General features: G+C 64.1%; 20 protein-coding genes and 1 pseudogene. 2 read left to right on the forward strand and 19 right to left on the reverse strand.

All coding sequences use genetic code 11. The annotated features are described in order from the left end of the window. Positions 1-28 precede the first annotated feature (28 nt). The 3 genes from ACIQWO_RS11990 to ACIQWO_RS12000 all read right to left on the reverse strand — a co-directional run bounded on the left by ACIQWO_RS11990 (position 29) and on the right by ACIQWO_RS12000 (position 3,061). Entirely contained in the window at positions 29-322 is a 294-nt protein-coding gene (locus tag ACIQWO_RS11990) for a hypothetical protein (protein WP_402823665.1), read from the reverse strand. 205 nt (positions 323-527) lie between these two features. After that, on the reverse strand, positions 528-1,742 hold the full coding sequence (locus tag ACIQWO_RS11995) for a porin (protein WP_402823957.1): 1,215 nt from the start codon (positions 1,740-1,742) through the stop codon (positions 528-530). Positions 1,743-1,963: 221 nt separating this feature from the next. Continuing rightward, the gene (locus tag ACIQWO_RS12000) at positions 1,964-3,061 is read right to left on the reverse strand and encodes an NAD(P)-dependent oxidoreductase (protein ID WP_402823668.1); all 1,098 of its coding nucleotides are present in this window, start codon (positions 3,059-3,061) and stop codon (positions 1,964-1,966) included. A 34-nt stretch (positions 3,062-3,095) separates the two neighbouring features. On the opposite strand from ACIQWO_RS12000, the gene ACIQWO_RS12005 reads away from it, so the two are divergent. Next, a complete protein-coding gene (locus ACIQWO_RS12005) occupies positions 3,096-3,899 on the forward strand; it encodes an AraC family transcriptional regulator (RefSeq protein ID WP_402823671.1) in 804 nt (267 codons plus the stop codon). Between the two features lie 45 nt (positions 3,900-3,944). Here the strand turns inward: ACIQWO_RS12005 and ACIQWO_RS12010 are convergent, their stop codons facing one another. The 16 genes and pseudogenes from ACIQWO_RS12010 to ACIQWO_RS12085 all read right to left on the reverse strand — a co-directional run bounded on the left by ACIQWO_RS12010 (position 3,945) and on the right by ACIQWO_RS12085 (position 21,851). Beyond that, on the reverse strand, positions 3,945-5,966 hold the full coding sequence (locus ACIQWO_RS12010; RefSeq protein WP_402823674.1) for an acetyl-CoA carboxylase biotin carboxylase subunit: 2,022 nt from the start codon (positions 5,964-5,966) through the stop codon (positions 3,945-3,947). 190 nt (positions 5,967-6,156) lie between these two features. Then, a pseudogene (gene bioB / locus ACIQWO_RS12015) lies at positions 6,157-7,146 on the reverse strand (biotin synthase BioB); the annotation flags it as partial. Between the two features lie 136 nt (positions 7,147-7,282). Next, the gene (bioD, locus tag ACIQWO_RS12020) at positions 7,283-8,086 is read right to left on the reverse strand and encodes a dethiobiotin synthase (RefSeq protein ID WP_402823677.1); all 804 of its coding nucleotides are present in this window, start codon (positions 8,084-8,086) and stop codon (positions 7,283-7,285) included. After that, positions 8,079-9,287 (reverse strand): 8-amino-7-oxononanoate synthase, encoded by a 1,209-nt coding sequence (gene bioF / locus ACIQWO_RS12025; RefSeq protein ID WP_402823680.1) that lies wholly within the window; start codon positions 9,285-9,287, stop codon positions 8,079-8,081. The genes bioD and bioF overlap by 8 nt, the downstream gene beginning before the upstream one ends. Continuing rightward, complete coding sequence (bioA, locus tag ACIQWO_RS12030; protein ID WP_402823683.1) at positions 9,284-10,654, reverse strand: adenosylmethionine--8-amino-7-oxononanoate transaminase; 1,371 nt, start codon at positions 10,652-10,654, stop codon at positions 9,284-9,286. Before bioA ends, bioF begins: the two co-directional genes overlap by 4 nt. 319 nt (positions 10,655-10,973) lie before the next feature. Then, the gene (locus ACIQWO_RS12035; protein ID WP_233326887.1) at positions 10,974-11,765 is read right to left on the reverse strand and encodes an enoyl-CoA hydratase/isomerase family protein; all 792 of its coding nucleotides are present in this window, start codon (positions 11,763-11,765) and stop codon (positions 10,974-10,976) included. Between the two features lie 42 nt (positions 11,766-11,807). Continuing rightward, positions 11,808-13,415, reverse strand: a complete 1,608-nt coding sequence (locus ACIQWO_RS12040) for a carboxyl transferase domain-containing protein (protein WP_150575285.1) — start codon at positions 13,413-13,415, stop codon at positions 11,808-11,810. A gap of 78 nt (positions 13,416-13,493) precedes the next feature. Beyond that, entirely contained in the window at positions 13,494-13,901 is a 408-nt protein-coding gene (locus tag ACIQWO_RS12045; protein ID WP_150736553.1) for a YchJ family protein, read from the reverse strand. Positions 13,902-13,930: 29 nt separating this feature from the next. Beyond that, entirely contained in the window at positions 13,931-14,536 is a 606-nt protein-coding gene (locus ACIQWO_RS12050; protein ID WP_150736554.1) for a 2-hydroxychromene-2-carboxylate isomerase, read from the reverse strand. A gap of 113 nt (positions 14,537-14,649) precedes the next feature. After that, entirely contained in the window at positions 14,650-15,327 is a 678-nt protein-coding gene (locus tag ACIQWO_RS12055; protein ID WP_402823690.1) for an SDR family oxidoreductase, read from the reverse strand. Positions 15,328-15,399: 72 nt separating this feature from the next. Beyond that, on the reverse strand, positions 15,400-16,584 hold the full coding sequence (locus tag ACIQWO_RS12060) for an acetyl-CoA C-acetyltransferase (protein WP_402823693.1): 1,185 nt from the start codon (positions 16,582-16,584) through the stop codon (positions 15,400-15,402). Positions 16,585-16,716: 132 nt separating this feature from the next. Next, a complete protein-coding gene (gene can / locus ACIQWO_RS12065) occupies positions 16,717-17,397 on the reverse strand; it encodes a carbonate dehydratase (RefSeq protein WP_150736557.1) in 681 nt (226 codons plus the stop codon). Between the two features lie 63 nt (positions 17,398-17,460). Further along, positions 17,461-19,281: a bifunctional isocitrate dehydrogenase kinase/phosphatase gene (aceK, locus tag ACIQWO_RS12070; protein WP_402823696.1), complete on the reverse strand. Its 1,821-nt coding sequence runs from the start codon at positions 19,279-19,281 to the stop codon at positions 17,461-17,463. Positions 19,282-19,375: 94 nt separating this feature from the next. Continuing rightward, on the reverse strand, positions 19,376-20,557 hold the full coding sequence (locus tag ACIQWO_RS12075; protein WP_402823699.1) for an isovaleryl-CoA dehydrogenase: 1,182 nt from the start codon (positions 20,555-20,557) through the stop codon (positions 19,376-19,378). A 118-nt stretch (positions 20,558-20,675) separates the two neighbouring features. Further along, on the reverse strand, positions 20,676-21,149 hold the full coding sequence (locus ACIQWO_RS12080) for a PaaI family thioesterase (RefSeq protein WP_402823702.1): 474 nt from the start codon (positions 21,147-21,149) through the stop codon (positions 20,676-20,678). 267 nt (positions 21,150-21,416) lie between these two features. Next, entirely contained in the window at positions 21,417-21,851 is a 435-nt protein-coding gene (locus ACIQWO_RS12085) for a MerR family DNA-binding transcriptional regulator (RefSeq protein ID WP_150736906.1), read from the reverse strand. Positions 21,852-22,005: 154 nt separating this feature from the next. Between ACIQWO_RS12085 and ACIQWO_RS12090 the strand changes: the two genes are divergently transcribed. Next, complete coding sequence (locus tag ACIQWO_RS12090; protein WP_402823705.1) at positions 22,006-23,088, forward strand: MBL fold metallo-hydrolase; 1,083 nt, start codon at positions 22,006-22,008, stop codon at positions 23,086-23,088. The last annotated feature ends 23 nt before the right edge of the window (positions 23,089-23,111 follow it).

The following is a 23,111-nucleotide window of genomic DNA, read 5'->3' on the forward strand; positions in this document are numbered from 1 at the left end:
CTACCACCTGCTGCAAGACGACGCGGAATTACGCGGCGTCTTTAAACTGAATGCGAGGGCACGGCGCGACACGGTGGCTACGGCGATAACGCAACACGCGGTCCATGTGCGCTGCCGAGGCGTTGCGCACTGCACGGCGGTGCAACTGCTTCACACGTGCTGCCGACACCGAAACGGCCAATGCCGCGACAACCAACCAACTGACGAAAACCACAACACTTCTCCCCGTTGAGTGCAGCGCCGAGACGATCCGGGATAAACCGGTACGCATCGAATTCGAAGGGAAATCAAAAAGCGTGGTGAGCGCCGGTCGCAACTGCATGAATCTTCAATGGAGTGAATTCTAAATAGATTCCCGAATAGGGTAAACCCTTAAAATCGTAAATAGTGTATTTTTCTAGACGAATTAATGAGTTATTCCAAACATCCGTTTGAATTCGAATGCCATTGATTCCTCGGGAAAACCGGCCCAAACCCGCATGCCTTCACGGGTTCGGGCCGAATGCCGATGGGCCGGAGACGGACGATCAGAAGCTGTGCTTCAGTCCCATGCCAAGCAGCAACTGCGTGCGGGCACCGGCGTCGATGCCATAGGAGCCGACCGAGGCCGTCGCTTCCACCGCTCGTCCCTGATTCAGTGTCTTGCCGACCGCTTGCTGATAGCCGCCAATCACATAGGTGGACGTGCGCTTGGACAATGCATAGGTGACGCCCGCATTGAACTGGTTGTAATGCGCACCGAGGGTGCCGTCGGCGCGCATGCGCGTGTAGCTGTAGCCGATACCGGTGTTGATGGCTGGCGTCAGCGCATAGGTGGCGAACGCATTCACGCTGTCGAACTTCGCCGTCCCGGTGAACAGCGACATGGCGTCGCTCGCGTACTGCGCGTTCGAGAACGTCACGCCGAGAATCGCCGGACCGATCGCGTACTTACCACCCACCCGTGCGATGCTTACTTTGCTTGCCGTTCGGAAACCGGCATTGATCGGCGAATTGAACAGCGAACCCGCGCTGCTCGTCCATTCGCGATACGGCCAGTCACCGTTGGCGAGCGGGTTCCCGCGATTGCTGCCGCCATCCGCGAAGAAGTAACCGGCCGCCAAGGCCACCGGACCATTGCTGTAGGCCCCCGCAAGGCCGTATGAGCGACCCGCACCGGTCTTCCCTGCGACGTTGCCGGTCGCATACATCCCTTCGAATTGCAGACCACCGAAGTTCGGCGTGGCGTAACGGATCGAGTTGTTGATGCGTGCGCCGTTGTCGTAGTTGTCAACGTCGCCCGGCGTGGCGAAGAAGCCACCGAAGTAGCCGTCTGCCGTCAGACCCTGCACGAGATTGACGACCGGGTCGTACTGACGGCCGATCGTCACTTCGCCCCATTCGCTGCTGCGCAGACCCACGATGGCCTTGCGCCCGAATGCGAGACCGCCGTTGCCCATCGATCCGTTGACGGCATTGAAGCCGCTTTCGATCTGGAACAGCGCCGAGAGGCCGTTGCCCAGCGATTCCGTGCCGCGCAGGCCCCAGCGGCTGCCGCCGATGATGTTGCTCGTAATGCCGGTGAACGACTCGGGGCCGCTCGCGACCGCGGTGTGATTGGCGTGCACGATACCGGAGTCGATCGTGCCGTAGAGCGTCACGTCGCTTTGTGCATTGACGCCGGACGGCAGTGCGAGCAACGCGAGCGTCGCGGCGAGCGCGAGGGTGCGCAGGCCGGTGTTCAGGTGTGGACGTTGGTTCATGATGTCGAGCGCGTTGGCGCGCATGGTTGAAATCGACATCGAGAATATTGGCGAACACCTATTCGGAATCCTTATGAAAATTCCGAAACCCCGGAGATCCGCATGGCAGCGACCGTCGTCCGAGGCCGCTGCCAGATTTTCTAGGAACCCTCCTTAGGAACCTTGCGCAAACACCGCGATACGCGTGCTGACGAAGTTCCCCGCTGGACGCGTAGCTAACGTCACGATCCGTCGTTACCTTCCTCGCTGCCCTCGCCCTGACCTCGCGGCAAACCCGCGCGGCGCAAGGCAACACGCGAAAGCGCGGCCCAGTCGAGCTGTCCCTCATCGTGCGCGAGGCTGTCGAGGTGGTTGTCGCGCAGCACGCTCGCGAACGGCATGGGAACGTTTGCGGCTTCACCGGCGAGCAACGCCAGGCGCACGTCTTTCGCGCCGAGTGCGAGCTTGAAGCCCGCCGGTTCGAACACCTGCTTCGAAATCGCCCCGCCGTATCCGGTGTAGGCGGGCGTGTTGAAAACCGTCGAGGTGACCATCTCGATGAAGTCGCTGCCTGCGACCCCATGACCTTGTGCGAGCGCAGCCGCCTCGCTCATCGACTCGATGGCGCTGGCGATCATGAAGTTCGACGCGAGCTTCACGACGTTCGCCTGTTCCGGCGTGTCACCGAACCGCCAGGTGCGCTGACCGAGTACGTCGAGCAGCGGCTGGACCGTATCGATGACGGACGCTTCGCCTGCCACCAGCACGTTGAGTTTTCCGGCTTCGGCCACGTTCACACGTCCCAACACCGGTGCGGCCAGATAGCGCAGGCCCAGCGTCTCGCACTGCGCGCGCATCTCGCGGGCGAAGTCGAGTGAGACGGTGGCCATATTCACCACGATGGCGCCGCGCGTGAGCGCGTGCAGCGCGCCACCGTCGCACAGCACCGTGCGCGAGGTGTCGTCGTCGGCCAGCATGGCGATCAGCACGTCGACACCCAGCGCGGCCTGTGCGGGGCTTGCCGTCGGCGTGGCACCCTCGGCCGCGAGGGCGTCCACGGGGCCGCGCGAACGGTTCCACACGCGCAGCGAGTAGCCTGCCTTCAACAGATTGCGCGCCATCGGGGCGCCCATCGTGCCGAGTCCGAGAAATCCGATATTCATACGTTCTCCTGATGCAAGGGAATGCGTTGCAGCGCGTGGTGCCAACGGCCATCGGGCCGGTCGAGTCCATCGACCACCCGACGGGGTGACGCGCGTCAGCCAGCAGCATGACACCGGAAGCGAGAGTTTGCGCAGAGGAGACCGGCGACCGGTAAGATGGGCGCCATCGACCCGCACGGGCAGGCTGCCCCTCTACGTTTGCCCCCTCACCATGACCGTTCGCTACAACTGGCCGACCTTCAAGACGCTGCCGTACCCGGTCTACTTCCGCTACGACGAGTTCGACGCGCAGACCGCCTGGGTGCCGCATCGTCACGACTGGGGCACGTTCAGTTATGTGGCGAACGGTGTCATGCAGATCGAGATCGAGGGCACGCGCTTTCTCTCGCCGCCGCAATACGCCGTGTGGGTGCCGCCAAAGGCGACGCACGCGAGCTTCAACGCGGACGCCGTGATCTACCGCTCCGTGTACATCGACGCCTCGCTCGCGAGCGCCCTCCCGGCGAAGGCAGCGACGTTGCGCATTAGCGGCTTGCTGCGCGCGATCCTGCTGGACTTCGCGGAGCGCGGCGTCGCGTGTCCGCAGACCGACGCCGACCGTCGGCTCGCGCAGGTGTTCATCGACCAGATCGCGCTGGCCCCGGCGGAACCGCGCTTCCTGCCGCAGGCGAGTTCGCCCTCGTTGGTACGTGTGCTGGACGCGTTACAGAGCGAGCCCGCCGACAATCGCACGCTCGCCGCGTGGGCGAAAACGATGTCAATGACGGAGCGCACATTGGCGCGTCACTGCCTGACGGAGTTGGGAATGACACTGGGGCAATGGCGGCAGCGCATGCGCTTTCTGCGGGCCATCGAGGGATTGGAGGCTGGGCGGACGGTGAAGTCGATTGCGTTCGATCTGGGCTACGCCACACCGTCGGCGTTCATCGAGATGTTCACGCGTCAGTCGGGACTGACGCCGGAGCAATTCCGGCGTCAGACGATCCTCAGCGCGTCCGCGCACGATTCGGCATGATTTCGGGCCTTCGTGCGCGACATGGTACTTACAACGCTATAAAACTCACCGCTTGAACGCCAGCAACTGCGCGCCTTCCGGCACCTGATCGCCCACGGCGTACAGCACTTCTTCGATCTCGCCGTCGGCCGGTGCGCTGATGGTGTGTTCCATCTTCATCGCTTCCATCACGAGCAGCGGCGCGCCTTTCTCGACCTTCGCACCCGGCACCGCAAGCACGGCGATGACCTTGCCCGGCATCGGTGCGGTCAGACGGCCTTCGCCGCCTTCCTGCGCGCCTGCCTGTGCGAGCGGATCGTGCCAGCGCAGCGTCCACGACTGACCGTCGGCGAAGACGTGGGCCGTCTCATGTTCGAAGTCGACGTAGCCTTGCACGCGGCGCTCGCCGAGCGTCACGCGGTACACGCCGCCATCGTGGGCATAGCGATACGGGTAAGTCTGTCCGTCGACGGTCAGCGTGCTGGCTTGTGCACCGCTCGTGAGCACGACATCAAGGCGCGTCTCGCCATGATCGAACGAGAGCGTGCGCTGATAGTCGCCGTTCAGCCGCCAGCCCGTCGCGAGTTGCCACGGCGAATGACGGTCGATGCTGTCTTGATACTTACGGAAGCCGACGACCGTTTCGCGTGAGAGTTGTGCGGCGACGGCCAGCGCGAGCGTCGTGGCGGGCACGGGGGCGGCAGCCGGGAACAGCGTGTCGCGATGGCGTTCGATGAGGCCCGTATCGAGGTCGGCCCCGGCGAACGGTTCGCTCGCCACGAGACGCCCGAGGAACGCGATGTTCGTCTGCACGCCGACCACACGATACTGGCCCAGCGCACGACGCATGCGCGCGAGCGCTTCGTCGCGGTCCTGCCCCCACACGATCAGCTTGGCGATCATCGGATCGTAGAACGGGGAGATGGTGTCGCCCTCGCGCACGCCCGAGTCGATCCGCACGCCCGCCGGAGACGTCGTGCCGCCGATCTCGAACTGCACCGCAGCGGGCGGACGCAGTGTCGTGAGCGTGCCCGTCGACGGCAGGAAGTTGTTGTCCGGATTCTCGGCGTAGATACGCGCTTCGAGCGCGTGGCCGTGAATGCGCAGTTCGTCCTGCTTGCGCGGCAGCACTTCGCCAGCGGCCACACGCAGTTGCCATTCGACCAGATCGAGGCCGGTGATCATTTCGGTGACGGGGTGCTCCACCTGAAGACGCGTATTCATCTCCATGAAGTAGAACGAACCGTCCTGATTGGCGATGAACTCGACGGTGCCCGCACCGACGTAACCCACGGCGCGCGCGGCATTGCACGCTGCTTCGCCCATCGCACGGCGACGCGCTTCGGTCATGCCCGGGGCAGGCGCTTCTTCCAGCACCTTCTGGTGGCGACGCTGCACCGAGCAGTCGCGCTCGAACAGATAGACGCAGTTGCCGTGCGTGTCGGCGAACACCTGAATTTCGATGTGACGCGGACGCGTCAGATACTTTTCCACGAGCACGCGCTCGTCGCCGAAGCTGCTCGCGGCTTCACGCTGGCACGAGGCGAGCGCGGCGCGGAAATCTTCACTGCGCTCGACCACGCGCATGCCCTTACCGCCACCACCGGCGCTGGCCTTGAGCAGCACCGGGTAGCCGATCTCGTCGGCGCGCGCGTGGAGGAAGGCGGCGTCCTGATTGTCGCCGTGATAGCCCGGCACGAGCGGCACGGCCGCGCCTTCCATCAGCGTCTTGGCGGCGCTCTTGCTGCCCATTGCGTGGATGGCGCCGACCGGCGGGCCGATGAAGACGATCCCGGCCTCATGGCAGGCGGCGGCGAACGCTTCGTTTTCGGACAGGAAGCCGTAGCCCGGGTGGATCGCCTGCGCGCCCGTGGCTTTGGCGGCATTGATGATGGCGTCGATGCGCAGGTAGCTCTCGCGCGCGGCCGCACCGCCGACATGTACCGCCTCGTCGCACACGGCCACATGCTTGGCGTGTGCATCGGCGTCGGAATAGACAGCGACCGTGCGGATGCCCAGCCGTGAGGCCGTGGCGGCCACGCGGCACGCGATTTCGCCGCGGTTGGCGATGAGGATTTTGTCGAACATGTTGCCTCCGGAAAATGATCGATTTGGGCGGCGTCAGTGACTAACGTCTCCGCTTGTGACGGAGCGTCGGCGCGATGACACCATTCTCTTTGCTATTCAGCTTTGCCGCCACAACGGACCGTCTGTTGCGATCTGATCGTTGTGGCCGCATTCATCCTTCAACACCTGCGCGGCAACCGCATTACGCCACTTAGTGGGTCGCGCAGGGCTTCAATGCGTCGCAATCGCTTGCGTCGCCAGCATTCTCCGCACCGAGCTTCTCTTCGGTCGACGTGCGCATGCCGAGGCGTGCGAGCAGCGCGCGGTCGGCTTCGGCCTGCGGGTTCTGCGTCACGAGCAGCTTCTCGCCGTAGAACATCGAGTTCGCCCCGGCGAGGAAGCACAGCGATTGCAGCGAGTCGTCCATCATTTCGCGTCCGGCCGACAGACGCACCATCGCGCGCGGCATCGTGATACGTGCCACGGCGATCATGCGCACGAAGTCGAACGGATCCACGCTCTCGTTGTTCTCCAGCGGCGTGCCCTCGACCTTCATCAGGTTGTTGATGGGCACCGACTCCGGATACGGCGACATGTTCGCGAGTTGCGCGATCAGACCGGCGCGCTCACGGCGCGTTTCGCCCAGACCGACGATGCCGCCGCAGCACACCTTGAGACCGGCGTCACGCACGCGGGCGAGCGTGTCGAGACGGTCCTGATACGTGCGCGTCGTGATGATCTGACCGTAGAACTCCGGCGACGTATCGAGGTTGTGGTTGTAGTAGTCGAGACCTGCGTCGCGCAGCTGTTGCGCCTGACCGTCACGCAGCATGCCGAGCGTCACGCACGTCTCCAGACCGAGCGCCTTCACGCTGCGCACCATCTCGCCCACGGCGTCGACCTGATGCGGCTTCGGGCTGCGCCACGCGGCACCCATGCAGAAGCGCGTAGCACCGGCTTCCTTGGCGCGTTGTGCGGCTGCGACCACTTCTTCGACGGGCATCAGCTTCTCGGCTTCCACGCCGGTGTCGTAGCGGGCCGACTGCGGGCAGTACGAGCAGTCTTCCGGGCAACCGCCGGTCTTGATCGAAAGCAGCGTCGAGAGCTGAACCGCGTTGGCGTCGAAATGCTCGCGGTGCACTTGCTGTGCGCGGAAGATCAGGTCGTTGAAAGGCAGGGCGAACAGCGCCTCAATGTCAGCGACGGTCCAGGGCGTGTCGTTACGGCGCAGGGCTTCGTCGTGGCCGTGAGCGGCGGTGTGGGCGTGAACTTGCATGGTGAGATTCCTTGAATTCTGTGTGTTCGGTGTTGGCGCGATGTCGGTGAGTGGATCGCGCTCAGGGGGCGGTATGCGGACGAGGGCCGGACGACATCTGCGCAGTGCGATGCAGTGCGTTGTCGACCAGCGGCGCAATGTCGAGATAGCCGGACGCGGTCGCCGCGTCGGGGTGCGGCAGATGCGGCACGCGCCCCAGCAACGGTGCACCCAGCCGCGCGGCAATCGCATCGACGTTCGCATCCACATGACGCATGTCCGGATCAACGTGGTTGGCGACCCATCCGGCAATCGTGAGACCGCGCGACGTGATCGCCTCGGCAGTGAGCAGCGCATGGCTGATGCAGCCCAGACGCAGGCCGACGACGAGGATCACCGGCAGGCCGAGCTGACGCGCCAGATCGGCGGTGTCGGGTGCGCTGGCATCAGGACCGAGCGGCACGCGAAAGCCGCCGACGCCTTCGACGATCACGAGGTCCGCGCGCGCGGCAACTCGCGCATAGCCTGCCCGGATCACGCTGCAATCGAGGTCGATGCCCTCGGCGGCGGCGGCGATGTGCGGCGCGGTCGCGTCCTTGAGCACGTACGGGCAGTACCAGTCGTCGGGCAGCTTCAGATTGCTCGCGTCGTGCAACTGCTCCACATCTTCATTGACGAAACGCCCGTTGTGTTCCGATGCGCCTGCGGCCACCGACTTCAGCCCGGCGCACACCAGCCCGCGACGCGCTGCGGCATGCAGCAACGCCGACGAGACGAGCGTCTTGCCGATTTCGGTATCGGTGCCCGTGACGAAGAACGCGTGACGCGCGGGCGTCGCACGCTCGGTCGGGGCATTGGCGGCAGTGATGAGGTTGCGTTCAGCCATGCGCGTGCTCCGTCCAGTCGTTGTCGAGTTGGTTGATGGCGCGGGTCAGTCGCGCGACGTCGTCGGCCGTATGCGCGGCGCTCAGCGTAAGGCGCAGACGCGACGTGCCAGGCGCTACCGTCGGCGGACGAATCGCGGGGACCCACAGTCCGGCCTCGGCCAGCCCGGCCTGCGCGTGCAGCGCGGCCGCGTTCTCGCCGAGGATGATCGGCTGCACGCCTGTCGGCGACACCATGTGATGCCAGTGCTTCAACGTGAGCGAATCGCGCAGTTGCGCAATGCGCGCCTGCAACGTCGCACGACGCTCACGACCTTCGTCGCCCGCGATGATCGCGAGACTCGTGAGCAACGCATGCGCTTGCGAGGGCGCGGCCGCCGTCGTGAAGATGTACGGACGCGCGCGATTGATCAGCCACTCGATCACGCTTCGATGGGCCGCGACGAACGCGCCACCGACACCGGCCGCCTTGCCGAGCGTGCCGATGATCACGAGGTTCGGCGAGCGCATGTCGAAGTGTTCGAACACGCCGCGTCCGTTCTCGCCGACTACGCCGAAGCCGTGCGCGTCGTCCACGATGAGCCACGCGTTGTGGCGCTCGGCGAGCGCGAGCAGCTGCGGCAGCGGCGCGATATCGCCGTCCATCGAGAAGACACCGTCGGTCACGATCAGCTTTGTCTCGGCCGTACTGGCGTCGAGCAGGGCGGCGAGGGCGTCGACGTCGCCGTGCGGATAGACGTGTGTCTTCGCGCGCGAGAGCCGTGCGCCGTCGATCAGCGAGGCGTGGTTGAGCGCTTCGGAGAAGATCTCCGAGTCCTTGTTGGCGAGCGCGGAGATCGTCGCCAGATTGGCCATGTAGCCGGTGCAGAAGTACAGCGCGCGACCGTCGACCAGATGCGGCGACATGAAGTCGGCGAGGGCGTCTTCAAGTTCCGCGTGCGCCTGCGAATGGCCGCTGATGAGGTGCGAGGCACCGCTGCCTGCGCCGTAACGTTGCGCGCCTTCGATAAGGGCTTCGACGACCTTCGGGTGTGCGGCCAGCCCGAGATAGTCGTTGCTCGCGAAGGCGAGGACGTCGCGACCGTCGGCGCTCAGATGCGGCTGGCACGGCGTGCTCACCACGCGATGACGGCGACGCAGGTGCTGACGGTCGATCTCGGCGAGTCCGGCGTCGAGGCGGTCGAGCAGGGGATGGGTCGTCATGCCGACACCTCCTGCTGCATCGTCGCATCGAAGGCGGCGAGCGTTTGCGTGGCCAGCCAGTCGGTGGTGCCGTCGTCCAGGACGTACGGCGGCATCAGGTAGACCGTCGAGCCGATCGGACGCAGCAGCACGCCACGCGCGCGGGCTTCGGTGTAGAAGCGCTTCGCGAAGGCACCTGCCGCGCCGGGGGCGTCCGGCAACACGGCGTCGAAGGCCCAGATCATGCCGCGATGACGGAAATGCTTCGCGCGCGGATCGTCGGCCAGCGATGCGAGGGCTTGCGTCAGACGCGCTGCGCGCACGGCGTTGCTGGCGAGGACGTCGTCGTCTGCGAAGATGTCGAGCGTGGCCAGCGCGGCACGGCACGCCAGCGGATTGCCGGTGTACGAGTGCGAGTGCAGGAAGCCGCGCGCGGTGTCGTCGTCGTAGAAGGCGTCGTAGATCGCATCGCGCGAGAGCACGAGCGAGAGCGGCAGATAACCGCCGCTGATGCCCTTGGAGAGCGTGAGCAGATCGGGCCAGATGCCAGCCTGCTCGCTCGCGAAGAACGTGCCGGTGCGGCCGCAACCGACGGCAATTTCGTCTGCAATCATGTGTGCGCCGTGCTTGTCGCAGAGCGCACGCACGAGGCGCAGGTATTCGGGGTCGTGCATCGCCATGCCTGCGGCGCACTGCACGAGCGGCTCGACGATGACGGCGGCGATGCGTCCTTCGCGTTGCGTGAGCAGCGTGTCGAGTTCGGCGGCGGCGCGACGGGCCACGTCGACGGCGGTCTCGCCATCCACGGCATTGCGCGCATCCGGCGACGCCACGACATGCGCGTGCCGCAGCAGTGGATCGTAGGCGTCACGGAACAGGGCGACGTCGGTGACGGCCAGCGCACCGAGCGTTTCGCCGTGATAGCCGTTGCGCACGCAGACGAATTCGCGCTTGTCGCTGTGGCCCTGATTGCGCCACGCGTGAAAGCTCATCTTCAAGGCGATCTCGACGGCCGACGCACCGTCGGACGCGAAGAACGCATGGCCGAGCACGCCGCCGGTCAATGCCGACAGACGTTCGGACAAGGACACGACGGGCTCATGCGTGAAGCCTGCGAGCATTGCGTGTTCGAGGCGGCCCAGCTGATCGATCAGCGCCGCGTTGATGCGCGGGTTCGCGTGGCCGAACAGATTGACCCACCACGAGCTGATCGCATCGAGGTAGCGTTCGCCGCCGGTGTCGACGAGCCAGGGCCCTTCGCCGTGAGACAGCGCGACGAGGGGCAGCTTTGCCTGTTGCTTCATCTGCGTGCAGGGGTGCCAGACCTGTCGCAGACTGCGCGCGGCGAGATCGCCGGGACCGTTGGGGGGGCGCGGGGAGGCGTCCATCTTTGACTCCTTGGAGGGCCGTGACGGGCGATAAGCCGGGCGAGATGCCCGACGCTCGTCGTCCGTCTGGCTGGCCGGTGCGGGGCATGGCGCGCTGCGCTGCTGCACGTGGCCGGAGGTGGGGGATGGGCGCATGGTAGGCAAAGCGATTTGGCAGGGCAATAGGCGGATTTGGTGCGAAAATTCGCTGATTTATGAGCCGTAAAGAGACGTTATCGACAATTTCGTAAAACCCGCCGATAACGTTCCGGCATCTCCGCCGTCACCCCTCCCAAAAAAATTTTGTAACCGTCGAATTGGATGATTTCCGTGGGTCCGCTCAGGACGCGTCGCGCCACGACGGCGAACGCTTCTCCAGGAACGAACGCACCCCTTCGCGACCCTCGTCGGAAGCACGGATCTTCGCGATGCGCTCGGCGGTGTCGGCAATGGCCGCCTCGTCGATGGCGCGCCCGGCGAAGTCCTGCACAAGGCGCTTGCACTCCTTCACCGCGTTCGGGCTGTTGTCGACAAGCGCCTTCGCCAGCGCACCGACGGTGCTGTCGAGCGTATCGGCGGTCACGACCTCGTGCACCAGGCCGAGACGCTGTGCCGTGGCGGCCGTGAAGCGTTCCGCCGTCACGAAATAGCGACGCGACGCCTGCTCGCCCAGCGCGCGAATCACGTACGGGCCGATGGTGGCGGGAATCAGGCCGAGCTTGGCTTCGGACAGGCAGAAGTGCGCCGTGTCGACGGCGACCACGATGTCTGCCACGGCGGCGAGGCCGACACCGCCCGCGTACGTGTCGCCCTGCACGCGCGCGATCACCGGTTTCGGGCAGCGATAGATCGTGTTGAGCATGACGGCGAGCGTCATCGCGTCGGCACGGTTCTCGGTGTCCGAGTAACCGGCCATCTTCTTCATCCAGTTCAGATCGGCCCCCGCGCAGAACGCGACGCCTTCAGCGGCAAGCACGATGGCGCGCACGTCGTCGTTCGTCGCCAGCGCGCGAAACGTGCCGGTCAGTTCTTCGATGACAGTCTCGTTGAATGCGTTGCGCACGTCCGGGCGGTTGAGCGTAACGGTGGCGACGTGGGCGTCGACACTGAGCTTGAGCGTAGCGAGTTGCATGACGGAATTCCTCGATGAGCCGATGTGGGCGATGACGCGCGATTACATGCGGAACAGGCCGAAGCGCGTTTCCGGAATCGGCGCATTGAGCGCGGCCGACAGGCCGAGACCGAGCACCGTGCGCGTGTCCGCCGGATCGATCACGCCGTCGTCCCACAAGCGCGCACTCGCGTAGAACGGATGTCCCTGACGTTCGTACTGATCGCGGATCGGCTGCTTGAAGGCGTCTTCTTCCTCGGCGCTCCACTGGCCACCCTTGCCCTCGATGCCATCGCGCTTGACCGTGGCGAGCACCGACGCGGCCTGCTCGCCGCCCATTACGGAGATGCGCGCGTTCGGCCACATCCACAGGAAACGCGGCGAGTAGGCGCGACCGCACATGCCGTAGTTACCCGCGCCGAACGAGCCGCCGATGATGACGGTGAACTTCGGCACGTTCGCGGTGGCGACAGCCGTCACCATCTTCGCGCCGTGCTTGGCGATGCCTTCGTTTTCGTACTTGCGCCCGACCATGAAGCCCGTGATGTTCTGCAAGAAGATCAGCGGGATCTTGCGCTGGCAGCACAGCTCGATGAAGTGCGCGCCCTTTTGCGCGGACTCCGAGAACAGAATGCCGTTATTCGCCACGATGCCGACCGGGTAGCCCCACAGATGCGCGAAGCCGCACACCAGCGTGGTGCCGTAGCGTGCCTTGAATTCGTCGAACTCGGAGCCATCGACCAGACGCGCGATCACTTCGCGCACGTCGAATGGTTTCTTCGTGTCGGCGGGGATCACGCCGTACAGTTCACGCGCGTCGTACTTCGGCTCGACGGGCGTCTTCGTGGCCACAGTCGCCGGTTTGCGACGGTTGAGGTTCGCGGCGATGCTGCGCGCGATGGACAGCGCGTGTGCGTCGTTCTGTGCGAAGTGATCGGCGACACCCGACAGGCGCGTGTGGACGTCCGCACCGCCGAGATCTTCGGCGCTGACTTCTTCGCCCGTGGCGGCCTTCACCAGCGGCGGACCGCCGAGGAAAATCGTGCCCTGTTCCTTGACGATGATCGACTCGTCGCTCATGGCGGGCACATACGCGCCGCCAGCGGTGCACGAGCCCATCACCACGGCGATCTGCGGAATGCCTTGCGCCGACATCTGCGCCTGGTTGTAGAAGATGCGACCGAAGTGATCGCGATCGGGGAAGACGTCGTCCTGATTCGGCAGGTTTGCGCCGCCCGAGTCGACGAGATAGATGCACGGCAGATGGTTCTGCTCGGCGATCTCCTGCGCGCGCAGGTGCTTCTTGACCGTCATCGGGTAGTACGTGCCGCCCTTGACCGTGGCGTCGTTGCAGACGATCACGCATTCCTGACCGGACACGCGGCCGATGCCCGTGATGATGCCCGCGCCCGGTGCGTCGTCGTGATACATGCCGGTCGCGGCGAGTTGCGACAGTTCGAGAAAGGGCGAACCCGGATCGAGCAGTTGTTGCACGCGATCGCGCGGCAGCAGCTTGCCACGGCCGGTGTGCTTCTTGCGCGCAGCCTCACCGCCACCACCGGCCAGTTGCGCGATACGGGCGCGCAGTTCGTCGACTACGGTCTGCATGGCGGACGCGTTGCGTGCAAAGTCTTCGCCGCGCGGGTTGAGTTTGCTTTCGAGAATCGGCATGTGACGAAATCCGGTGGAGTGTGAGTTTTAGTTGAGTACTTGTGCTTGGCGAGCGATGTGCTGAACGTCGTCGCGAGATCAGTCGAACAGGTCGCCGTCGATGTAGCGCCAGCGACCGTCGTCGGTGCGCTCGAAGCGGCTGCGTTCGTGCAGCCGGTGAGCGCGTCCGCCGACCTTGTAACGGGCGACGAATTCGACTTCGGCGTGGTGCTCGTCGCGTTGTAGATGCGCTTTGACCTGAAGGCCGAGCCACTGCGGGGCGTCGCCGAAATCGAGCGTCGCGGGACGCGTGCGTGCCGCCCACGTGTCGAGCAGATACGGTGCGTTCTGGCGCACGAACGCCGTGTAGCGCGAGCGCATCAGCGCTTCCGCCGTGGGCGGAATCTCGCCGTGTTCGAGGTAACGCGCGCAGCAATCCTCGAACGCGAGGCCGCCGCACGGGCAGCCTTCACGGTCTTTGTCTTGCGGCGATTGGGGGCTTGCCATCGTATGTCGTGCCTTGTGGTGTTTCAGTGTCAGATCTTGCCGTGCTTCAGACAGGCCTCGACCTGCGCGAAGCGGTCGAAGCCCCAGAACGGTTCGCCGTCCACGATCACGAACGGCGAGCCGAACACGCCGCGCGCCATCGCCAGATCGATCTCGGCTTTGAGATGGTCCTTGGCGGCGGGCGAGTGCATGCCGATGTCGAGGGCTGCGCCATCGATGCCGAGCGCTTCGCCGAGCCGGACCAGTTCCGCCGGGTCGCCGATGTTCACGTCGTCGACGTAGAGCGCGCGGAAGATCGACTTCGCGAACTCTGCCGACAAGTCGCCGCCGCGATGGTCCTGTACCCACAACACGGCGCGCTCGGCGGCTTGCGTGGGGATCGGGAAATGCGTCGGCCGCTTGTAGTCGATGCCGTGAAAGCGCGCGGTGCGCGCCACGTCGTTCTTCAGATACTCCGTCTTGATCGGATGCTGCACCGGTGCGCCCGTGCCGTTCACCTTGTAGACGATGTCGAGCAGGATCGGATGCCACGCGACGCCACGCCCATTGCGCGAAGCGATGTCGTCGATGCAGGTGCTCGCAAAATACCCATACGGGGATGCGAAGTCGAAATAAAAGTCGATGGCGGACGTCATGTTGGCTCCGTTTCCGAGTGACGTTTCTGGCCCGCGAATCAAAAGATACGGCGGTGTGGCAACAGCGTCTTATGGGTGCTACGGGTGATGCAAGTGCTGCGGTGCTGCGTGATTTACCAGGGGAACGGCGCGCCGTCGTAGTTGTAAAAGCCGCCGTTGTGCGTAGCGCGCTCGCCCGGGGCGCGGGCCAGCACGCGGCGCATCCCGGCCACGCTCGTCTCAACGTCGATGTCGGCGTTCTCGCCGCCCATGTCGGTGCGCACCCAACCCGGGTGCATGGCGACGCACGTCGCGCGCTGGGCTTCGAGCGACACCGCCTTGACGACCGAATTCACGGCGGCTTTGCTCGCGCGATACAACCAGCTGCCGTTCGACTCCATCAATTCGACACTGCCCATGCGGCTCGACAGGAAACCGAAGCTGCCGCCCGCTGCTTCCACGAAGGGCAGCACGAGCGGCGCGACCTGCATCGCGCCGAGTACGTTGGTGTGGAACACGCGATCGAACTCGTCCTTCGTGATCGGCGCGAGTCCGGTCGTGCGTTCGGAGTTCACACCGGCGTTGTAGACCGCCACGTCGAGTTCCACGCCATCGAGTTGCCACGACAGGCCGGACAGCGACTCCACACGCGTGACGTCGAGCTTCAGGGCCTCGGCATCCAGTTCGCGCAGGGCGGCCAGACCGTCCTCGTTGCGTGCGGTGGCGATCACGCGCCAGCCGTCTTCGCGATACTGCCGTACGAATTCCATGCCGATGCCGCGTGAGGCACCGATGATGAGCGCTGTTTTCATGACGTCGATGTGTCCCCGTAGAAACGGTGAATCGGCGTTGGACGCCGGTGTGAGTTCAGACCCGTACGTTGATCAGACGAGCTCGATGGCCATCGCTGTCGCTTCGCCGCCGCCGATACACAGGCTCGCTACGCCACGCTTGCCACCGGTCTTGCGCAGTGCGCCGATCAGCGTGACGAGAATGCGTGCGCCGGACGCGCCGATCGGGTGGCCGAGCGCACATGCGCCGCCGTGAATGTTGACCTTGTCGTGCGGCAGATCGAATTCGTGCATCGCGGCCATCGCGACGACAGCGAACGCTTCGTTGATCTCGAACAGATCGACGTCGGCCGTCGACCAGCCGGTCTTCTCGAACAGCTTGCGCATCGCGCCGACCGGTGCCGTGGTGAACAGGCCCGGTTGTTGCGCGAAGGTGCTGTGCCCGGCGATGCGTGCGAGCGGCGTGAGGCCGAGGCGTTTGGCCGTCGATTCGCGCATGAGCACGAGTGCGGCAGCGCCGTCGGAGATCGACGACGAGTTGGCGGCCGTCACCGTGCCGTCCTTGCGGAAGGCACCCTTGAGCGTCGGAATCTTTTCGGGATTGGCCTTGAACGGCTGCTCGTCCTGCTCGACGACGGTGTCGCCCTTGCGGCCGGGCACCGTCACGGCGGTGATTTCCCACGCGAAGGAGCCGTCTTTGGTGGCGTTCTGCGCGCGTTCGAGGGAGGCGATGGCGAAGGCGTCTTGCGCTTCGCGGGTGAAGGCGTAACGGTCGGCGCACTCTTCGGCGAAGGTGCCCATCAGGCGACCTTTGTCGTAAGCGTCTTCCAGACCGTCGAAGAACATATGGTCGATGACCTGACCGTGGCCCATGCGCATACCGGCGCGCGCCTTGGGCAAGAGATAAGGGGCGTTGCTCATGCTTTCCATGCCGCCAGCGACGATGACGTCGGCACTACCGGCGGCGAGCATGTCGTGGGCGAACATCGCGGCACGCATGCCGGAGCCGCACATCTTGTTGACGGTGGTCGCACCGGCTGCGAGCGGCAGCCCGGCACCGAGCGACGCCTGACGCGCAGGCGCTTGCCCTTGACCTGCGGGCAGCACGCAGCCCATCACGACTTCGTCGACCTGCTCCGGCTTCAGGCCGGCGCGTTCGACGGCTGCACGAATGGCGGCGGCACCGAGTTGGGGCGCGGCGACATCGCCGAATACCCCTTGCAGGCCGCCCATCGGCGTGCGGGCGGCGGAAACGATGACGATCGGGTCTTGTTGCATGGCAATCTCCATAAAAGGGGTTGCGTGGCTGACGCTGCGTCCTTGCGGACCGGTGCGTCAGCCCCGAATATCCAATGCTTCAATCTTCCGTCGTCCACGCGCCCGCTTGCACGCCTGAGTTGGCCTAAGCGATCAGGTGCGTGGATGACGTAATTCGGCCATCGCTTCCACGCAGCGATCATAGATACGCGGCAGGGATTCGAGGCTATTCACCGACATGCGCAGGTCGCGCACCAGACCGTCGCGCAGGCCGTACACCCAGCCGTGCACCGTGACCGGTTGGTTGCGGGCCCAGGCGTCGCGCAGGACGGTGGTGTGACAAATATTCACGACCTGTTCGATGGCGTTCAACTCGCACAGTCGATCGTGACGGGCGTCGCGCGAGGGCAGCGCGTCGATCTGGTCGACGTGGCGCTCATAGACGTCGCGCACATGGCGCAGCCAGTTATCGACGAGGCCCATCTTCGCGCCGTCCAGTGCTGCGCCCACACCGCCGCAGCCGTAGTGGCCGACGACCATGATGTGACGCACTTTCAGCACTTCGACGGCGAACTGCAACACCGACAGGCAGTTCAGGTCGCTGTGCACCACCACGTTCGCAATATTGCGGTGGACGAACACTTCGCCCGGCGCCAGTCCGGTGATCTGGTTCGCTGGCACGCGCGAATCCGAGCACCCGATCCAGAGGTATTCCGGGGTCTGTAGCTTGGCCAGTCGCTCGAAAAACGCGGGATCTTCCGCGTTCACGCTGGCAACCCAGGCGCGGTTGTTATCGAGCAGATGGATGAGAGGTTGGTCTTTGTCTTCGGTCATGATCGTGTCATCCGGCGGGCTTGTCGTGAGCTGGGAGGCGTCAATGGCGAGGAAGTCCGGCGCTCAGGCGGCTGCCGCGCGAGGCGGAGCGGCCGAAGCACCTGAATCCGTGATGCCGCGGGCGGCACCGTAGCGATTGACGAAACGCAGCGAGACATCGTACGGATAGAAGTCGTGCATCTGTCCGGCTCGCACCCGATCCTGAAAGCCTTGCCACAGGTCGGGGTCGAAGAAATCCGGATGATGCTGGCTCAGATAGCGCCGCACGCGTGCATCGCCCGTCAGAAACGTCTCAAACGTCTGCGGAAACACGTCGTGCGGGCCTACACGGTACCAGACTTCCCCCGACATCGCCTCTTCTTCGTTACGCGGTTCCGGCACTCGACGGATGTGGCAATCCGTCAGATATTCCAGTTCGTCGTAATCGTAGAAAACCACCCGGCCGTGACGCGTCACACCGAAATTCTTGTACAGCATGTCGCCCGGAAACACGTTCGCCGCCATCAGCTCCTTGATCGCATTACCGTATTCGCGCATGGCGTGGTCCACCTGGTCGTCCGAGGCGGACTGCAGCCACAGATTGAGCGGCGTCATGCGGCGCTCGATGTAGCAGTGGCGGATCACCAGCGCGTCGCCGTCGAATTCGAGCAGCGAGGGCACTTCGGTGCGGAGCTGGGCGAGCAGGGCGTCGTCGAAGCGCGAGAGCGGGAAGGCGACGCTGGAGAACTCCAGCGTGTCGGCCATTCGGCCCACGCGATCGTGCTGCTTGACCATCAGATACTTCGCTTTCACCTGTTCGCGTGTCGTCTCCTTGGGCGGCGCGAAGCGCTCGCGAATCAGCTTGAAGACGTACGGATACGAGGGCAGCGTAAACACCAGCATCACCAGTCCGGGAATGCCCGGTGCGCTTACGAACTTGTCGCTCGAATGCTTCAGGTGATGCAGAAAATCGCGATAGAACAGATTCTTGCCGTGTTTCTGCAAGCCGACCGACGTATAGATCTCGGCCTTCGGCTTTCCCGGCATGATCGTGCGCAAAAACTGCACGTAGGCCGACGGCACCTCCATGTCGACCATGAAATACGCGTGCGAGAAGCTGAACATCACGCGCAGTTGCTCGCCGCGCAGCAGGGCGGCGTCGAGCGCCAGCTTGCCGTGGTCGTCGTGCATGATCGGGACGGCGAATGGCGTCGTGGTATCGCCGTTCACGATGCGTCCCACGATATACGCCGCCTTGTTGCGGAAGAACAGCGACGCCAGCACGTGAATCTGGAAATTCGGCGCAGCATCGAACGTGCCGAACGCCTCTTCGATGGCGCGCATCACATAACCCACGTCACGCGGCAGATCGGCGAACGGGCGCTTTAGCTGGAAATTCGTGACGATGCGCGCGAGCGTGGCAGCCATGCCGTCCTGCGCGGGATAGTAGACGCGGTACGTCGGCTTCGCGGCGGGTGCGTCGTTCTCGATGTACTCCGTCGCCACGGCGGGGCGCACGAAGATGAAGCGGTTATTGAAGTACGAGCGATGCAGGATCTTGCAGCACACCGAGTTGAAAAACGTCTCGGCGAGTTCCGGCTGACGATGCTCCGTGAGCAAGCCGATGTAATGCAGCTTCACTTGTTGCCAGACATCGTCGTCGAGCGACTGCGCGTCGAACTCGTCTTCCAGCGTCACGATGCATTCGCGCACGCGCTCGTCGTAATAGGCGATGCGGTCGCGCTGGAGCTTCTGGAGGCCTATGAAGTCACCGGCTTCGAAACATGCCTGCGCCGCGACACATACCTCGCGGAAGATGCGGTAATGCTTGTCGAAGCCGTCCAGCATCGTGCGGGCGACGTCGAAAGCAAACTGCGACGACAGGAGTTTCGGGAAGTGATTCATACCGGTCGGGACAGGCGCAGGGCGAGGCTTGTGACGATTGTAGCGCCGCTGCCTGTGCCTGAATGTCCGTCAGTTTTTTGGGCTTTCCTTGGGGTTACATCGTCTCGGAGAACAGTTCGCGGCCGATCAGCATGCGGCGGATCTCCGACGTGCCTGCGCCGATCTCGTACAGCTTGGCGTCGCGCCACAGGCGGCCGACCGGATACTCGTTGATATAGCCGTTGCCGCCGAGAATCTGGATCGCCTCACCGGCCATCCACGTGGCCTTTTCCGCCGTGTAGAGAATCACGCCCGCGCAATCCTTGCGCACCTGACGCACGTGATCGCTGCCCAGAGATTCCAACTGACGGCCGACGGCGTACAGATACGCGCGGCTTGCCTGAAGGATCGTGTACATGTCGGCGACCTTGCCCTGAATCAGCTGGAATTCGCCGATGGACTGACCGAACTGCTTGCGGTCGTGGATGTACGGCACGACCACGTCCATGGCGGCCTGCATGATGCCGATAGGACCGCCTGCGAGCACGGCGCGCTCGTAGTCCAGACCGCTCATCAGCACCTTTACGCCACCGCCGACCTGACCCAGCACGTTCTCTTCCGGCACTTCCACGTTCTCGAACACCAGTTCGCCTGTGTGCGAGCCGCGCATGCCGAGCTTGTCGAGCTTTTGCGCGACCGAGAAGCCCTTCATGCCTTTCTCGACGATGAAGGCCGTCATGCCACGTGCACCGGCTTCGATGTCCGTCTTGCCGTAGACCACCAGCGTGTCGCAGTCCGGGCCGTTCGTGATCCACATCTTCGTGCCGTTGAGCACGTAGCGGTCGCCGCGTTTCTCGGCGCGCAGCTTCATGCTGACGACGTCCGAGCCGGCGTTCGGCTCGCTCATGGCGAGGGCGCCCACGTGTTCGCCCGACACCAGCTTCGGCAGGTACTTCGCCTTTTGCGCGGCCGTGCCGTTGCGGTGAATCTGGTTCACGCACAGATTCGAGTGTGCGCCGTACGACAGACCGATTGAGGCGGACGCGCGTGAGATTTCTTCCATCGCGATCATGTGGCCCAGATAGCCCATGTTCGCGCCGCCGTACTCTTCGGAGACCGTCATGCCGAGCACGCCGAGGTCGCCCATCTTGCGCCAGAGGTCCATCGGGAACTGGTCGGTGCGATCGACCTCAGCGGCGCGCGGGGCGATCTCCTTCGAGGCGAAGTTCGCGACCGATTCGCGCAGCATGTCCAGGTCTTCGCCGAGCATGAAATTGAGGCCGGGCAACGTCGTCATGACACAGTCTCCAGAGGTGGCGCGTGGCGGGTCGGCCCGCGCGTATGTTCGATGGTGCTTGAAGGTGCTTGGTAAGCGGTATTAAGCGATATTGAAGCGGTGCTGCGGCAGTCGTTCGTCAGGCAGACGGATTAGGTGCCAGCACGAAAAGCGTTTGCTGCATGAGGGCGCAGAGCGTCCATTTACCGTTATCGATGGCGAACAGTTCGGCCGTGGCGACGATGAGCGTGCGTCCGGATTTGACGACCTGACCGCGTCCGATCAGTGTATCGCCCTTGCCGGGCGCGAGAATGTTCAGTTTGTATTCGGCGGTGACCAGTTCCTGATCGGGCGAGATGCGTGTGTAGCCTGCGTAACCGCCAGCCGAATCAGCGATGGCGCCGATGACGCCGCCGTGGAAATAGCCGAGCTGTTGATTCACTTTGTCCGAGAACGGCAGCGAAATCTCGCAAAATCCGTCGGCGATATGCGTGAGTTGTGCGCCCCAGTGGGTCATGACGCCTTGTTTGTCGAAGCTGGCGCGGATTTTCGCGTCGACGGCGGGGGCGACGGGAGCGGCATGGGCAGCGTGAGACGAAGGGACGTTGTGCATGATCGGCAGGGGCGCGAGCGGCTGAAAAGCCAGATTCGCAGATACTACTTAACGTTTACGTAAACGTAAAGTAAGGACTTTCCTGAGTCGGGGAAAAGAACTGGGCGCGCAGCCAAACGGGGAGGTGGGGAAATAGATGGGCGGGGATCGGTGCTGCCCTGACGCAGTGACTTTCAGGTGGAACGGAGTCAGAGTAGTGCCGATTCCCGCGGCCCTGGGGGTGGGACAGGGCCGGGGGAGGTTGGAGCGGGGTGTGGTGCTAAAAAGTTAGTGAGAAGCCGCAGCGGCCTTAACCCGTCGAGCGGAGGGAGGCGCGGTTTCACCGGCAGCCTCAAGCAAGGCGAGGCATTGCGCTTCGTGCTGGGAGACTTCATCGAGCGTGGCGTGGAGGTCTTCGAGCTGCTGCTCCAGCACCTGACGGTGTTGAGCGAGCGTGTCGAGAAACACCTTCAACTGCGGCACAGTGTCCTTGGGCGACTCGTAGAGATCGAGAATCGTCTTGATTTCGGAGAGCGTGAGGCCGAGGCGTTTGCCGCGCAGTGTGAGCTTCAGGCGCGTGCGGTCCTGTCCGGTGTAGACGCGGTGACGTCCGCCGGGGCCTTCTCGGGCAGGCGTGAGCAGACCCTGATCCTCATAAAAGCGGATCGCGCGGGGCGTGATGTCGAACTCGCGGGCGAGGTCGGTGATCGTGTATGTGAGCATCGGATCGGCAGGGGATCGGATTAGCAAGTTTAAGCGGGTGCTTACCATTGCAGATAGAATTGCCGTTTACGTTAGCGTCAACTTGCATCGTATGCAATCGGTGATGGCGTCAACCTGACAACAAGAGAACAAGCCCATCTGGAGCGTGGCCCCCGTGAATGCCCTTGAACAGCAACTGAACTATCCCCTTGGCGATTTCCTGCCCGACGGCGGCACCGTGCACGAAGTCGTGCCGGGCGTCTTCTGGGTGCGCATGCCGCTGCCGTTCGTGCTCGATCACATCAACCTGTGGTTGTTGCGCGATGAAGTCGATGGGGTGAAGGGCTGGACGGTCGTCGATTGCGGGATCACGCATCCGCAGATCAAGGCTTACTGGGAGCAGGTGTTCGACAGCGCGCTCGGCGGCGAGCCGGTGCTGCGGGTTGTCGTCACGCACTGCCACCCGGACCACCTCGGCCTCGCGCACTGGATCTGCAAGGGCGGCGACAAACAGCGCTGGCAAGCGCGGCTCGCCATGTCGCTCGGCGACTATGCGTGGGGACGTCTCATGTCCGAGGGCGACAACAACAATGCCGCCAACGCTGGCGGTGAGTTTGCCGTCGCGCACTTCATCGCGCATGGTCTCGCTGACGAAGCCATGATCGACCAGATTCGCAATCGCAAGTCGTACTTCAGCGACCTCGTGCCCGAAGTGCCGTCGCGCTACTACCGTCTCAAGGATGGCGACACGCTGCGCATCGGCGGCAGCGACTGGCGTCTGATCGCGGGCTATGGTCACTCGCCCGAGCATATGGCGCTGTACTCCGAGCAGCACAACGTGCTCATCTCCGGCGATATGGTGCTGCCGCGTATCTCCACCAACGTCAGCGTCTTCGATATCGAGCCGGAAGCCAACTCGCTGCAACTGTTCCTCGATTCGCTGGGCGTTTATCTGGATCTGCCTGCCGACTGCCTCGTGCTGCCGTCGCACGGCCGACCGTTCACGGGCTTGCACACGCGCATTCGTCAACTTCGCGATCACCATGCCGCGCGCTTGCAGGAAGTGCGCGACGCCTGTGCGAAGTCGCCGCAAAGCGCGGGCGACATCGTGCCCATCATGTTCCATCGCAAGCTCGATGCGCACCAGACCACCTTCGCGATGGGCGAAGCACTGGCACACTTGCACATGCTGTGGCGTTTGGGCGAACTTAAGCGCGAGCGCGATGCCCAGGGTGTCTGGCGCTTCTCGCCTGTGTGAGGATCGCGTCGGCGCCTAAGCGG

It is taken from the genome of Pandoraea sp. NPDC090278 (assembly GCF_044772185.1).
Classification (GTDB): domain Bacteria; phylum Pseudomonadota; class Gammaproteobacteria; order Burkholderiales; family Burkholderiaceae; genus Pandoraea.

Excerpts from the sequence above, each read along its gene's own strand:
- bioD (WP_402823677.1), bottom strand. The coding sequence starts at position 8,086 with ATGGCTGAACGCAACCTCATCACTGCCGCCAATGCCCCGACCGAGCGT.
- ACIQWO_RS11995 (WP_402823957.1), bottom strand. The coding sequence starts at position 1,742 with ATGAACCAACGTCCACACCTGAACACCGGCCTGCGCACCCTCGCGCTC.
- ACIQWO_RS12075 (WP_402823699.1), bottom strand. The coding sequence starts at position 20,557 with ATGACGACGTTGCCCGGCCTCAATTTCATGCTCGGCGAAGACCTGGAC.
- ACIQWO_RS12055 (WP_402823690.1), bottom strand. The coding sequence starts at position 15,327 with ATGAAAACAGCGCTCATCATCGGTGCCTCACGCGGCATCGGCATGGAA.
- ACIQWO_RS12085 (WP_150736906.1), bottom strand. The coding sequence starts at position 21,851 with ATGCTCACATACACGATCACCGACCTCGCCCGCGAGTTCGACATCACG.
- bioA (WP_402823683.1), bottom strand. The coding sequence starts at position 10,654 with ATGGACGCCTCCCCGCGCCCCCCCAACGGTCCCGGCGATCTCGCCGCG.
- bioF (WP_402823680.1), bottom strand. The coding sequence starts at position 9,287 with ATGACGACCCATCCCCTGCTCGACCGCCTCGACGCCGGACTCGCCGAG.
- ACIQWO_RS11990 (WP_402823665.1), bottom strand. The coding sequence starts at position 322 with ATGCAGTTGCGACCGGCGCTCACCACGCTTTTTGATTTCCCTTCGAAT.
- can (WP_150736557.1), bottom strand. The coding sequence starts at position 17,397 with ATGACCGAAGACAAAGACCAACCTCTCATCCATCTGCTCGATAACAAC.
- ACIQWO_RS12080 (WP_402823702.1), bottom strand. The coding sequence starts at position 21,149 with ATGCACAACGTCCCTTCGTCTCACGCTGCCCATGCCGCTCCCGTCGCC.
- aceK (WP_402823696.1), bottom strand. The coding sequence starts at position 19,281 with ATGAATCACTTCCCGAAACTCCTGTCGTCGCAGTTTGCTTTCGACGTC.
- ACIQWO_RS12045 (WP_150736553.1), bottom strand. The coding sequence starts at position 13,901 with ATGGCAAGCCCCCAATCGCCGCAAGACAAAGACCGTGAAGGCTGCCCG.
- ACIQWO_RS12040 (WP_150575285.1), bottom strand. The coding sequence starts at position 13,415 with ATGCCGATTCTCGAAAGCAAACTCAACCCGCGCGGCGAAGACTTTGCA.
- ACIQWO_RS12005 (WP_402823671.1), top strand. The coding sequence starts at position 3,096 with ATGACCGTTCGCTACAACTGGCCGACCTTCAAGACGCTGCCGTACCCG.
- ACIQWO_RS12060 (WP_402823693.1), bottom strand. The coding sequence starts at position 16,584 with ATGCAACAAGACCCGATCGTCATCGTTTCCGCCGCCCGCACGCCGATG.
- ACIQWO_RS12010 (WP_402823674.1), bottom strand. The coding sequence starts at position 5,966 with ATGTTCGACAAAATCCTCATCGCCAACCGCGGCGAAATCGCGTGCCGC.
- ACIQWO_RS12035 (WP_233326887.1), bottom strand. The coding sequence starts at position 11,765 with ATGCAACTCGCTACGCTCAAGCTCAGTGTCGACGCCCACGTCGCCACC.
- ACIQWO_RS12050 (WP_150736554.1), bottom strand. The coding sequence starts at position 14,536 with ATGACGTCCGCCATCGACTTTTATTTCGACTTCGCATCCCCGTATGGG.